This window comes from Salmonella sp. K21076 (genome assembly GCF_039650795.1).
GTDB classification, from domain to species: Bacteria; Pseudomonadota; Gammaproteobacteria; order Enterobacterales; family Enterobacteriaceae; genus Salmonella; species Salmonella enterica.
In genome coordinates, this window is the sequence record NZ_JBCLYA010000047.1 from 92,800 (window position 1) to 105,212 (window position 12,413).

Sequence of the window (12,413 nt, forward strand, 5' to 3'; positions counted from 1 at the left end):
GGCGTCACTCCATCTCACTGAATTCAACATCAGGTAGTGACACTTCTTTGACCTGAACGGCGCAGCACACTGTGCATCCTATCTGCGTCGTCCTACCTTCAGGTTAGGCTTAATACCCGTGGGATTAAGCTACCCTTAAAGAATAGCCAATGCTCTGCTTAACTCCTGATAAAAATGAAACATCTGCGTTTACTCCTGTATTACGCAAAAAAAGGTGACGATGCACCCTACATATCAATCTGACGTCTGCTTGCCGACTACGCCTTATCTGGCGGATATTGCCGGATGGCGGCGCTGACACGCCTTATCCGGCCTACAGAACCACACGCAGGCCCGATAAGCGCTGCAATAGCCACTACGCCAACTGGCGCAGCATTCGACGCAGCGGCTCGGCGGCGCCCCATAACAACTGGTCGCCTACGGTAAACGCCGACAAGAACTCTGGCCCCATGTTCAGCTTACGCAGACGACCAACCGGCGTAGTCAACGTGCCGGTCACCGCCGCCGGGGTTAATTCGCGCATAGTGATATCACGATCGTTCGGCACCACTTTCGCCCACGGATTATGTGCCGCCAGCAGTTCTTCCACCGTCGGAATGGATACCTCTTTTTTCAGCTTAATGGTGAACGCCTGGCTGTGACAGCGCAGCGCGCCGACGCGCACGCACAAACCATCAACCGGGATCACAGAGGCAGTATTGAGGATCTTGTTGGTTTCCGCCTGGCCTTTCCACTCTTCGCGGCTTTGGCCGTTATCAAGCTGTTTGTCGATCCAGGGGATCAGGCTTCCCGCCAGCGGTACGCCAAAGTTATCCACCGGCAGCTCGCCGCTGCGGGTCAATGCCGTAACTTTGCGTTCAATATCAAGAATTGCGGAAGACGGCGTCGCCAGTTCATCGGCGACATGGCCATACAACTGCCCCATTTGGGTTAACAGCTCGCGCATATGGCGCGCGCCGCCGCCGGAGGCGGCCTGATAGGTCGCGACGGATACCCAGTCAACGAGATTATGGGCAAAGAGACCGCCCAGCGACATCAACATCAGGCTAACGGTACAGTTACCGCCCACAAAGGTCTTCACGCCATTGTTCAGTCCGTCGGTAATCACGTCCTGGTTGACCGGGTCGAGAATAATAATGGCATCATCTTTCATGCGCAGCGTAGAAGCCGCGTCAATCCAGTAACCCTGCCATCCGCTTTCGCGCAGCTTTGGATAAATTTCGTTGGTATAATCGCCGCCCTGGCAGGTCACGATGATATCGAGCGCTTTTAGCGCATCCAGATCAAAAGCGTCCTGTAGCGTGCCGGTGGAGGTGTCGCCGAAGGTGGGCGCCGCCTGTCCAAACTGGGAGGTAGAAAAGAAAACAGGGCGAATAGCGTCGAAATCGCGCTCCTCTACCATGCGTTGCATGAGAACAGAGCCGACCATTCCGCGCCAGCCGATAAAACCAACATTTTTCATAGCGTTTTTTCCTGCAAAGAGATGTGCTGTGTATGCGCGCCAGTATCCTGTGGCGCATCCTTCACCATACAAAAAGCAGCCAAAGTCGCAAGTGAAATTAATCAATGATAGCGAAGCCATCAGTAATGCGACTTATCCTGCCTTACCGCGCAAGCAGAAAGTCCAGTGGCGATTATCAGGGAATTTGCGTTAGGAAGGGAATCATTTCCGTCGCTGTTTTATTGATCCTAATTATGGATCAGCGTAGAAATTTGCCTGCTTTTATGCGCGTACTGAAACATGGCGAGGCAAAATGTCGTTGGGCGATTGCCATGCACACCTCAATAAAAAAACCGGGTAGCGATTACGCCTTACCCGGCTTACGGTATCGATATGTGCCCGTTTCCAGGCCCGGTAAGCACAGCGCCACCGGGCAACAAGACTCAGCTCAGCAGTTGGAAAGCAATCATCCCGACAATCGCGCCGACCGTGCCGAGGATAGTTTCCATCATCGTCCAGGTCTTCAGCGTCTGCGCTTCGGTCGCGCCGGTAAATTTACCGAACAGCCAGAAGCCAGCGTCGTTAACATGAGAAACCACAATTGAACCGCCGGCGATACAGATAGAGAGCGCCGCCATCTGCGCGCCGGAGAAATTCAGTTGCTCAATGACCGGCATCACCAGACCGACCGCGGTTAAACACGCCACGGTCGCGGAACCCTGAATGATGCGCACCGCCGCCGCCAGCACAAAGCAGGTAATGGCAATCGGCAGTCCCATACCGGTTAACGCTTCGCCCAGCGCCGGGCCGACGCCGGAGTCAACCAGTACCTGTTTGAACACCCCGCCTGCGCCAATCACCAGCAGAATAATGCCCGCCGGTTGTAGCGCGTGGCCGCAGATTTCCATCACTTTGTCTTTCGGCATCCCCTGGCGCATCGCCAGGCCGTAAATCGCTACCAGACAAGCGACCAGAATCGCAGTGAAGGGGTGGCCGATAAACTCAAACCATTCATAAGCGGTGGAACCTTCCGGCACAAAGCGCGCGGCGATCGTTTTCAGTCCTACCAGCACCAACGGCAGCAGGATCAGCGACAGGCTGAAGCCGAAAGAAGGCATTTTGCCTTCGCCCAGATGCGGCTCGGTAATGTCGTCAGGAATACGCAGCTCAACGTAACGGCTGATAAAATTCCCCCACAGCGGCCCGGCGATAATCATGCCAGGAATGGCGGCGCACAGCCCAATCAGGATCATCCAGCCGAAATCAGCATGCATCTGGGAAGCCAGCAGCATCGGCGCAGGCCCAGGCAACAAAAACGCCGCGGCTGCCGCCACGCCCGCAAACAGCGGAATGACCAGCTTCACCAGGTTTGTGCCGGTATGACGCGCCATAGAGAACGCCACACTTATCAGCAGCACAATCGCCACTTCAAAGAATAGCGGGAGCGCGCAAATCAGCCCGGCAAGGCCAATCGCATAGTGCGCGCGGTTATGGCCAAAGGATTTAAGCATTTTCACGGCTATCTGATCGACCGCGCCGGTTTCATGCAGAATTTTACCGAACATCGCCCCCAGCGCGACCACAATCGCCAGGAAGCCCAGCGTGCCGCCCATCCCTTTTTCCATGGTCGCGGCGATTTTATCAAGCGGCATCCCTGAAAAAAGCCCCGCGCCCATTGAGACGACCATTAACGCGACGAAGGCGTGCATACGCGCCTTCATCACGAGAAACAGCAGCAGTAAGACGGAACCGACGGCGGTTAAAACCAGTGTTAATGTACTCACAGCGTACTGCCTTTATTGATGACCTCAATGGTGCTCGCCACAACGCCTTCCAGCGGCTGGTCGATATCCACCACCAGAACATCGCGTTCGTCGGCACCCGGCTCTTGCAGCGTTTCAAACTGCGTCACCAGCATCTGGGTTTTGAAGAAATGACCTTTGCGCGCTTTCAGACGGCTTTCAATGACGTCGAAATCACCTTTCAGATAGATAAAGGAGAGATTCGGGTTTCCCTCGCGCAGCAGGTCGCGATAGTGTTTTTTCAGTGCGGAACAGACAATCAGCGAGATTTTATTGGTACGCTGCATCGCGAAAGCGGCGTCGTTCAGCGCCTGCAACCACGGTTTGCGGTCATCATCATTCAACGGCTCGCCGGAAGCCATTTTTTCAATATTGCAGCGCGGATGCAGAAAATCGCCGTCCAGAAACGCGGCATGAAGCTGATGCGCCACGGCGCTTGCGACAGCGGATTTACCGCTGCCTGATACGCCCATCAGAACGTAAACGTGGTGATCATGATTAGTCGTGCTCAAAGCGGGACCCCACTCTACAAGTTGCAAAATTTGTTACGGGTAACTGTTATCGGTAACATTGTCCAACCGCACCATTCACGACGCAATGACCATTCGTGCCAAAAGTGAATAAGTGTGAGCTACTTCAAAGTTGTCAGACTAAATAGATCCGCCCGGTGACAAGGTGAAACCTAAATCTAACATTTTCGGCGTGACCGTTTCGCCGCGAATGCGGGCCAACAGACGTTCCGCGCCAATGCTGCCCATTCGCTCGCGCGGCGTCAGGACGCTTGCCAGACGCGGTTCCATCACCTGGCCGATGTCATGACCGTGGAACCCGGCGATCGCCATGTCGTCCGGGATTTTTAGCCCCAGGCGCTGGCATTCGAAGGCCGCCCCCACCGCCAGGTCATCGTTGGTGCAAAAAATACCGTCAAGCTGTGGGTATTCGCGTCGCGCCTGGCGCATGAGTTCGATACCGGAAGAGTAGGATGAAGATTGCTCCATCATCACACTGTAAGGAACCAGGCCGGCGTCCCGCATCGCCTGTTCATAGCCCTTCTGCTTGATGATAGTACGTTCGTCGAGGCGCGCCCCCAGATAGGCGATATGACGATGACCACGCGCGATAATCGCGGCGGTCATCTGACGGGCGGCCTCGAAGTTGTCAAAACCAACGGCAATATCGAGACACGGCGACTGGCTGTCCATCAGTTCCACCACCGGAATCCCGGCGACTTCGATCATTTTTAAGGTGCGCGGCGTATGGGTACGTTCTGTGAGGATAAGACCGTCGATATTCCAGGAGAGCATCGATTCCAGGCGCTCCTGCTCCATCTCCGGTTTATAGCCGTAGTGCGCCAGCATGGTCTGATACCCGTGGGCATCGGTGACGGCCTCAATGCCGCGTAACACTTCCGCAAAGACCTGGTTGGTGAGAGACGGTAACAGCACGCCGATAGCGCGACTGGTGGCGTTAGAAAGGATATCAGGAGCGCGATTGGGAATATAACCCAGCTCATCAAGTGCAGCGGCAATTTTGCCCCGCAGCGCCACGGAGACCTGCTCCGGGTTACGCAAAAAGCGGCTGACCGTCATTTTGGTCACGCCCACGCGGTCGGCTACATCCTGAAGTACGGGTCTTTTCTTTTTCATCGTCCTGAAGCGTTAAAAAGGGATAGATTTCCCCAGTTTACCACGGACGTGCGTGAACCTTCGCAGAGAAAAAGGAGTTTTTATTATGAGAAATACACAAAATCATTCGAGTTGCATCAAGGCGGCGACGCAGTGACAAATTCGTCAGGAACGAATTTGAACAACCGAAGGTTGCCTCTGGTGAGGGACAAGGATGTCCCTCAGTAAATCCCCGGGAGCGTACATTAAGTACGCGACCGGGGTGAGCGACAAATCTGCCGGGAGCAGATTTGAACGCTGCTCGCAGCGGCCCCGAAGGGGCGAGGCCTATGGATGGGCCGAGTAATAAAGCCAACACAGATGCAGCTTGAAGGATGACGTGTATTTTTAGACTGGCGGCAGGTCAAACAGTAACACTTCACTGTCGCTGTCGGCATGAATCGAGATTGCCTGCTCATCCCAAATCGCCAGGCCGTCGCTGGTCGTCGCTTTGGTACCGTTAATGGTCACGTTACCTTTTACCACCTGTATCCAGACGCGGCGCTCGGCGGCAATCTGATGCACCGATTGCTCATCTTTGAGCAGCGCCCAGCGGTACAGCTCCATATCCTGGTGGACCTTCAGCGAACCATCGCGAGCATCTGGCGAAAGCACCAGTTGCTTGCCCTGCGCGGCGTCGAAGCGGCGCTGTTCGTAGCGCGGCGTGATGCCTGTTTCTTGCGGAATGATCCAGATCTGGTACAGCCGCAGACGATCCGTTTTGCTCGGGTTGTACTCGGAGTGGCGAACGCCGGTCCCGGCGCTCATAATCTGGAATTCACCTGCCGGAACCTGTTCTTTATTGCCCATACTGTCCTGGTGTTCTACAGCACCTTCCAGCACATAGGTCAAAATTTCCATGTCTTTATGCGGATGCGTGCCGAAACCCTGGCCTGCGTCGATCACATCGTCGTTAATCACACGTAGCGCCGAGAACCCCATAAAGTTCGGATCGTAATAATCGGCAAAAGAAAAGGTATGCCAGGAGTCAAGCCAGCCATGATTCGCATGACCGCGGTCGTTTGCTTTGCGTAAGTAGATCATTGTGTTCACCCCCAGATGTTTTCGATGGAATAAGTGTGGACTCATTCCGTCCGGGATCATAGAGGGTGAAAATTGACTCCTCTGTTCAAAAAATATGAATAAGCGCAGAGGAGTCTGTAAGGGCTATTTAGCGAGGGTTATCGTCGCAGGCGTTGCCTGTTCGAAGGCACGTTCGAGGATTTCCAGATTGGTAAGAACTTCAGATTCCTTGACATAATTAGGCGTACCGATGGTCAACGTCTGGTACAGCGCATCATAGACGCGACCATAGTCACCCGTTTCCGGTTTCACCTCTTCTTTCACCGTAACGCCTTCATCGTTAACATATTCCAGCACACCGACGGATTCGTCAGCGGCAAAACCCGGCTCGCCAGGCATAATGTTCGCTTTCAGGCTGGTTTCTTGTTGATCGATACCGTATTTCACAAACGAACCTTTGGTGCCGTGAACAATAAACTTCGGATAGTCGATTTTCACCAGATGGCTGGTTTTCACAATGGCTTTCAGGGCACCGTAGAACAATTGCGCTTCAAAGGTGTCATCCGGATTCGCTTTATTACGCAGGCTACGAATGTCATACGCGACATGATCCGGGCGGCCAAATAGCGAAATAATTTGATCCATAGTGTGGACGCCAAGTCCATAGAATGCGCCATCCTGCGGCAGGCCCGGTTTGGTTTCTGCTACCGGGCGGTAATAATCGAAATGGCTTTCAATTTCGACAATCTTGCCCAGTTTCCCGCTCTCAATCGCTTTTTTAGCAGTGAGAAAACAGGAATCAAAACGCCGATTCTGATATGGCGTGACGGTCAGTCCTTTGCTTCGCGCCAGTTCGAACAACACTTTTGCCTCCGCCAGCGTCGGCGTGAAAGGTTTCTCAACCAGCACATTTTTACCCGCTTCCAGCGCGCGTTTGGCGTATTCGAAATGGCTGTCAGCATGCGTACAGACGATCACCAGTTTTACCTGCGGATCGCCCAACACCTCATCCAGATCGCTGGTGAAGTGAATATGCGAATACTGCGGCGCCTGCTCTTCCGGTTTAGCGTGACGACGGAAAATATGCGCGACATGCCAGGTATCTTTACGATTCAGAACGTAGGGGAGATGGTAACGGGTGGTACTTTTGCCGAATCCAATAAATGCGCAGTGTAAGGTCATGAGACGATCCTTTTGAAGATGATTGTTTACACCATAGCGCAAAGCGTGAGGAGACTGAATGTTGGATTCTTTGACGGTGGCGGAGAAGCCTTTTCGGGCCTACAAAAGCAGATGCCTCAAGATCGGCCGTCAGCGTCGCGGTCAGTTTGTTCACGGCAAGCGCGCAGGGCCCGGAGCGTACTAAATGTACGTGAGGAGCACGAGCACTTCCCGGGGACAAAATGACAAGTAAGCCAGGCTGAAACAAAACCAAAAAAAAAGCCAGCAAAAGCTGGCCAAAATAAAACTGGAAGCAATGTGAGCAATGTCATGCTTTCAGGTTATCCGTAGGGGTTCCCCTGAATGCAAGGCAATAATAATCATTCTCATTCGCACTTGTCTACTTCTTTTTGCAAAAAAATGCGGTTGACGGAATTTTCTTTCTCAGCGAGTGTAAATACACAATTAACCCTGCAGGAGATAAGGAATGAGTGAAATAGTGATACGCCACGCTGAACCGAAAGATTACGACGCCATTCGTCAGATCCACGCCCAGCCGGAGGTGTACCACAACACGCTACAGGTTCCTCATCCTTCCCTCGAAATGTGGCAGGCGCGGCTAACCGAGCAAGCCGGGGTTAAACAACTGGTTGCCTGCATTGACGATATTGTCGTTGGCCATCTTTCTATTCAGGTCACCCAACGTCCCCGTCGCAGCCACGTGGCCGATTTTGGTATCTGCGTGGATGCCCGGTGGCACAATCGCGGCATTGCCAGCGCGCTGATCCGCACGATGATCGACATGTGTGACAACTGGCTGCGCGTCGAGCGTATTGAGTTAACGGTGTTTGTTGATAACGAGCCCGCGGTGGCGGTGTATAAGAAGTACGGCTTTGAAATCGAAGGCACCGGTAAGAAATACGGCCTGCGCAACGGTGAGTACGTTGATACGTACTTTATGGCGCGCGTGAAATAGCGCTTCCCCGCCCCACCCTGTGGGGCGAAACGTCACAAACCTTCACAACATTCCAGTTATTGCAGCCTACTTCCCCTATATCAAAACAATAACCACTTGAATTTCATGGTTATTACCACTTTAAGCTTTATCACCGTTTTTTCCGTAATTTTAGCAATATTAATATTACATTTTTGTTTTTTTTTGGTTTCTGCCATCACTTTATGGTGACAATCACAACAATATACTCCTCCCGGGACTAATTTAACCACGGTGAGGTAAAAAATGAAATTTGAACGCCATCATAGAATATTGAAGGAACTCAGTATTTCGGGAGTTGTAAAAGTTTCAAATCTGGCGAAAAGTCTCAAGGTAACAAAGGAAACTATTCGTTCAGATCTCAATGAACTTGCCGGACAGGGATATCTTACTCGCTGTCATGGTGGTGCATTTATTACCCTTGATTCTCTTGATAACGTCGCAAAAAATGAAATTGCTTATGTGCTGGAAAAATATGAATCAGCGCAGAAAATAAAAAAAGGTCTCTCTGCCATGAAAAATAATGTATGTGTTATTGGCTCGTTCAATGTTGATATTATCAGTTATCTACCGAGATTACCCTCAACGGGAGAATCATTGCTGGCCGATAAATTTATTTTTTCACCCGGCGGTAAGGGATGTAATCAGGCATTAGCAGCAAGCTATGCCGATTCTGATGTGCATTTTATTACTAAAGTCGGCTCAGATCATTTTAGCGATTACGCCATTAATTTTATAAACTCATCAAAAATCCATAAAAGTGTTATCTACCAGACCAAAGAAACACAAACAGGTACAGCAACCATCATGGTGAATGGTGATACCGGAGATAATGTCATCGCTATCTACCCTGGCGCCAACATGACAATTTCCCCTGATGAAATCACCATTCAAAAAGAAGCCATTGTTCATTCAGATATTGTTCTTGTCCAACTGGAGACGAATTACGAAGCGCTGCAGCAAACAATTCGTCTCGCACAAAAAAATGACATACCGGTCATCATCAATCCAGCGCCGTACAATGACATGGTTAACACCATCATTGATAACATTGACTATATTACGCCAAATGAAACGGAAGCCGGCCTGCTGGCCAATATGGCGGTTAATGATATCGAATCAGCCAAATGCGCGGCCAAAATTATTCACCAGAAAGGCGTCAAAAATACCATTATTACATTAGGTAGCAAAGGTTCGCTTGCTTATGACGGCACACAATTCATCTATTCCCCGGCATTTCCGGCAGTTGTAAAAAATACGGCGGGAGCGGGTGACGCTTTCAATGGCGCCCTCTCATCTGGCCTTGCAAAAGGAAAGTCACTGGCATCCGCATTGTGCTACGCCAGCGCATTTGCCTCACTTGCGGTTGAAACGCCTAATGCCTCTGATATGCCGGAAAACGACTCCGTTCTTCATCGTATTCAGGGTTCACATTACAAACAAACTATCTCTACTCACTAAATCAAGGAGCAGACTATGAACAATACGCAGAAAAAACTAAAGGTGCTCTTTATTGGAGAATCCTGGCATATTCATATGATTCATTCAAAAGGTTATGACAGTTTCACCTCCAGTAAATATGAAGAAGGCGCGACATGGTTACTGGAATGCCTGAGGAAAGGCGGCGTTGATATTGATTACATGCCTGCCCACACGGTACAAATTGCCTTTCCAGAGAGTATTGACGAATTAAATCGTTATGATGTGATTGTTATTAGCGACATTGGTAGTAATACCTTCCTGCTACAAAATGAAACCTTCTATCAGCTAAAAATAAAACCAAACGCTCTGGAATCCATTAAAGAGTACGTCAAAAATGGCGGTGGACTACTCATGATTGGCGGTTATCTGTCATTTATGGGTATTGAGGCAAAAGCCAATTATAAGAACACCGTTCTTGCTGAGGTTCTGCCAGTTATTATGCTTGACGGCGATGACCGGGTAGAAAAGCCAGAGGGTATTTGTGCTGAGGCTGTCTCACCTGAACATCCTGTTGTTAACGGGTTCTCAGATTACCCGGTATTTCTTGGATATAACCAGGTCGTCGCCAGAGACGATGCCGATGTCGTATTAACAATAAATAATGACCCATTGTTAGTGTTCGGTGAATACCAACAGGGTAAAACCGCCTGCTTTATGAGTGACTGCTCCCCACACTGGGGAACCCAGCAGTTTATGTCATGGCCATTTTATACCGACCTGTGGGTCAACACGCTTCAATTCATCGCCAGAAAATAAAAAACAATGGAGTAACGAAAGTTACTCCTTTTATAAAATATAAGGATTGATGTATGAACAAGAATAAGTACTCAACCCCCTTACTGATGCTTGCCACCATCTTAGCCGGTATGCTTTCCCCGATGCAGTCTGCCGTTAATGGGCAGTTAGGACATTGGTTACAAGACGGTAATGCTTGCGCAGTAATCTCGTTTGCCAGCGGTCTGGTCGTCATGTTTTTTATTATTATTGCGCGCAAAGAAACACGCCAGCAATTCGCCTCAATCCCTACTCTGATTAAAAAGAGAAAAATCCCGCTATGGAATTGGTTTGCAGGATTATGCGGGGCGATGGTCGTATTTTCTGAAGGCGCATCCGCCAGCGCGCTGGGCGTTGCCACCTTTCAAACGGCATTAATTTCCGCTCTGCTTCTTTCCGGCCTGCTGTGCGACCGTTTTGGCATCGGCGTGGAGGAGAAAAAATATTTTACGCCATGGCGCATTACTGGCGCATTGTTCGCCGTTATCGCCACCATTTTTGTCGTGTCGCCACAGTGGCACTCAACCTCGTTTATCCTGCTCGCTATCCTCCCCTTTTTGGCAGGGTTACTCGCTGGCTGGCAGCCTGCGGGGAATGCGAAAGTCGCCGAGGCAACGGGCTCCATGCTGGTGTCCATTACATGGAACTTCATCGTCGGCTTTTGTGTCCTGGGCGCGGCGCTGGCGATACGTATCGCATTAGGCCATGTCACCATCCAGTTACCCGATACATGGTGGATGTATCTCGGTGGTCCGCTGGGTCTGCTATCCATCGGGCTAATGGCGATTCTGGTGAGAGGCTTAGGGCTATTGATGCTGGGCGTAGCGTCAACAGCAGGCCAACTGCTTGGCTCAGTGCTAATTGATGAATTGATCCCTTCATTAGGCAATACGGTCTACCTGGTCACCATCATCGGTACGCTGTTCGCGTTAGTCGGTGCGATTGTGACCACCATCCCTGAATACAGAGCATCCAAAATGGCGCAAAAAATGGAGGTGTCAGAATGAAAGGTTTCCTGCAAACCGTAACAGGCCCGGTGGCGCATACGGATATGGGGCTGACGCTACCGCATGAACATCTGTTTAACGATCTGTCTTCGGTCGTAGACGAGCCACATTATGCTTTTTCACAGCAACTGGTGGGAAAGAAAGTCAGTGCTGACCTGCAGTGGGGGCTGAAACACGACCCATACTGCTGCGCCGATAACATGGACAGAAAAGAGATTGATGATGTTATCTTCGAAATCAATAACTTTATGTCTTTGGGCGGCAGGACGATTGTCGACGCCACCGGTTCAGAATCCATTGGACGGGATGCCTCAGCGCTACGAGAAGTTGCCTTAAAAACGGGTTTGAATATCGTTGCGTCATCCGGGCCTTATCTGGAGAAATTTGAAAGCACCCGGATCCATAAACCTGTTGAGCTGTTAGCCTCACTCATTGATAAAGAACTGAATCAGGGTATTGGCGAGACGGATATTCGCGCTGGCATGATCGGTGAAATCGGCGTATCTCCCGCGTTTACCCAAGCGGAGCGTAACAGCCTGCGGGCAGCGTCTCTGGCACAATGTAACAACCCCCACACGGCGATGAATATCCATATGCCAGGGTGGCTGCGACTGGGTGATGAGGTGCTGGATATCGTGCTGGAAGAAATGAACGTCTCTCCGGCAAAAGTCTCGCTGGCGCATTCGGACCCTTCAGGAAAAGATGTCGTCTATCAACGTAAAATGCTCGACCGCGGCGTATGGCTTGAATTTGACATGATTGGTCTGGACATCACCTTTCCAAAAGAAGGTGTCGCGCCGGGCGTTCAGGAGACCGCAGATGCAGTAGCGAATCTGATTGCACTGGGTTACGCCGACCAAATCGTTTTAAGCCATGATGTTTTTCTCAAACAGATGTGGGCGAAAAATGGCGGAAATGGCTGGGGGTTTGTCCCGAATGTTTTCCTCGCCTATTTGGCTGCTCGCGGAGTAGACAACGATACTCTGCGCAAGCTTTGTATTGATAATCCAGCCCGATTACTCACGGCATAATCTGCAAATAGCCCGGTGTCTGACACCGGGCCTG

General features: G+C 51.0%; 11 protein-coding genes and 1 pseudogene. 6 read left to right on the forward strand and 6 right to left on the reverse strand.

The features are described 5' to 3' along the window. Positions 1-355: 355 nt before the first annotated feature. Positions 356-1,462 (reverse strand): aspartate-semialdehyde dehydrogenase, encoded by a 1,107-nt coding sequence (gene asd / locus AAYN39_RS15345; protein WP_000799940.1) that lies wholly within the window; start codon positions 1,460-1,462, stop codon positions 356-358. Positions 1,463-1,587: 125 nt separating this feature from the next. On the opposite strand from asd, the pseudogene AAYN39_RS15350 reads away from it, so the two are divergent. Next, positions 1,588-1,962, forward strand: a pseudogene (locus tag AAYN39_RS15350) (MarC family protein); the annotation flags it as partial. On the opposite strand, the gene gntU reads toward AAYN39_RS15350, so the two are convergent. From gntU to AAYN39_RS15375, 5 genes are all read right to left on the reverse strand, one after another. Next, positions 1,885-3,225 (reverse strand): gluconate transporter, encoded by a 1,341-nt coding sequence (gntU, locus tag AAYN39_RS15355; RefSeq protein ID WP_000105950.1) that lies wholly within the window; start codon positions 3,223-3,225, stop codon positions 1,885-1,887. The pseudogene AAYN39_RS15350 and the gene gntU overlap by 78 nt on opposite strands. Further along, positions 3,222-3,755 (reverse strand): gluconokinase, encoded by a 534-nt coding sequence (gene gntK, locus AAYN39_RS15360; protein WP_000108342.1) that lies wholly within the window; start codon positions 3,753-3,755, stop codon positions 3,222-3,224. The genes gntU and gntK overlap by 4 nt, the downstream gene beginning before the upstream one ends. Positions 3,756-3,893: 138 nt before the next feature. Continuing rightward, complete coding sequence (gntR, locus tag AAYN39_RS15365; protein WP_000730239.1) at positions 3,894-4,889, reverse strand: gluconate operon transcriptional repressor GntR; 996 nt, start codon at positions 4,887-4,889, stop codon at positions 3,894-3,896. 366 nt (positions 4,890-5,255) lie between these two features. Continuing rightward, positions 5,256-5,951, reverse strand: coding sequence for a pirin family protein (locus AAYN39_RS15370; protein ID WP_000639789.1), 696 nt, complete (start codon positions 5,949-5,951; stop codon positions 5,256-5,258). Between the two features lie 123 nt (positions 5,952-6,074). Beyond that, entirely contained in the window at positions 6,075-7,112 is a 1,038-nt protein-coding gene (locus tag AAYN39_RS15375; protein ID WP_000172399.1) for an oxidoreductase, read from the reverse strand. Positions 7,113-7,578: 466 nt separating this feature from the next. Here AAYN39_RS15375 and yhhY point away from each other — a divergent pair, with 466 nt between their 5' ends. The 5 genes from yhhY (at position 7,579) to AAYN39_RS15400 (ending at position 12,379) form a co-directional block, all read left to right on the forward strand. Then, positions 7,579-8,067 carry an N-acetyltransferase gene (gene yhhY, locus AAYN39_RS15380; protein ID WP_001290280.1) on the forward strand — a complete coding sequence of 163 codons (489 nt, stop codon included), beginning with the start codon at positions 7,579-7,581 and terminating at the stop codon, positions 8,065-8,067. 264 nt (positions 8,068-8,331) lie between these two features. Beyond that, positions 8,332-9,546 carry a PfkB family carbohydrate kinase gene (locus AAYN39_RS15385; RefSeq protein ID WP_000667442.1) on the forward strand — a complete coding sequence of 405 codons (1,215 nt, stop codon included), beginning with the start codon at positions 8,332-8,334 and terminating at the stop codon, positions 9,544-9,546. 15 nt (positions 9,547-9,561) lie between these two features. Continuing rightward, complete coding sequence (locus AAYN39_RS15390; protein ID WP_001066512.1) at positions 9,562-10,323, forward strand: glutamine amidotransferase; 762 nt, start codon at positions 9,562-9,564, stop codon at positions 10,321-10,323. A gap of 53 nt (positions 10,324-10,376) precedes the next feature. Continuing rightward, a complete protein-coding gene (locus tag AAYN39_RS15395; protein WP_001038946.1) occupies positions 10,377-11,348 on the forward strand; it encodes a DMT family transporter in 972 nt (323 codons plus the stop codon). Further along, the gene (locus AAYN39_RS15400) at positions 11,345-12,379 is read left to right on the forward strand and encodes a phosphotriesterase (protein ID WP_000675710.1); all 1,035 of its coding nucleotides are present in this window, start codon (positions 11,345-11,347) and stop codon (positions 12,377-12,379) included. Before AAYN39_RS15395 ends, AAYN39_RS15400 begins: the two co-directional genes overlap by 4 nt. Positions 12,380-12,413: the final 34 nt, after the last annotated feature.

What these genes read in the sequence shown, in the direction of transcription:
- yhhY (WP_001290280.1), top strand. Translation starts at nt 7,579, where the DNA reads ATGAGTGAAATAGTGATACGCCACGCTGAACCGAAAGATTACGACGCC.
- AAYN39_RS15390 (WP_001066512.1), top strand. Translation starts at nt 9,562, where the DNA reads ATGAACAATACGCAGAAAAAACTAAAGGTGCTCTTTATTGGAGAATCC.
- gntR (WP_000730239.1), bottom strand. Translation starts at nt 4,889, where the DNA reads ATGAAAAAGAAAAGACCCGTACTTCAGGATGTAGCCGACCGCGTGGGC.
- AAYN39_RS15395 (WP_001038946.1), top strand. Translation starts at nt 10,377, where the DNA reads ATGAACAAGAATAAGTACTCAACCCCCTTACTGATGCTTGCCACCATC.
- AAYN39_RS15375 (WP_000172399.1), bottom strand. Translation starts at nt 7,112, where the DNA reads ATGACCTTACACTGCGCATTTATTGGATTCGGCAAAAGTACCACCCGT.
- asd (WP_000799940.1), bottom strand. Translation starts at nt 1,462, where the DNA reads ATGAAAAATGTTGGTTTTATCGGCTGGCGCGGAATGGTCGGCTCTGTT.
- AAYN39_RS15370 (WP_000639789.1), bottom strand. Translation starts at nt 5,951, where the DNA reads ATGATCTACTTACGCAAAGCAAACGACCGCGGTCATGCGAATCATGGC.
- AAYN39_RS15385 (WP_000667442.1), top strand. Translation starts at nt 8,332, where the DNA reads ATGAAATTTGAACGCCATCATAGAATATTGAAGGAACTCAGTATTTCG.
- AAYN39_RS15400 (WP_000675710.1), top strand. Translation starts at nt 11,345, where the DNA reads ATGAAAGGTTTCCTGCAAACCGTAACAGGCCCGGTGGCGCATACGGAT.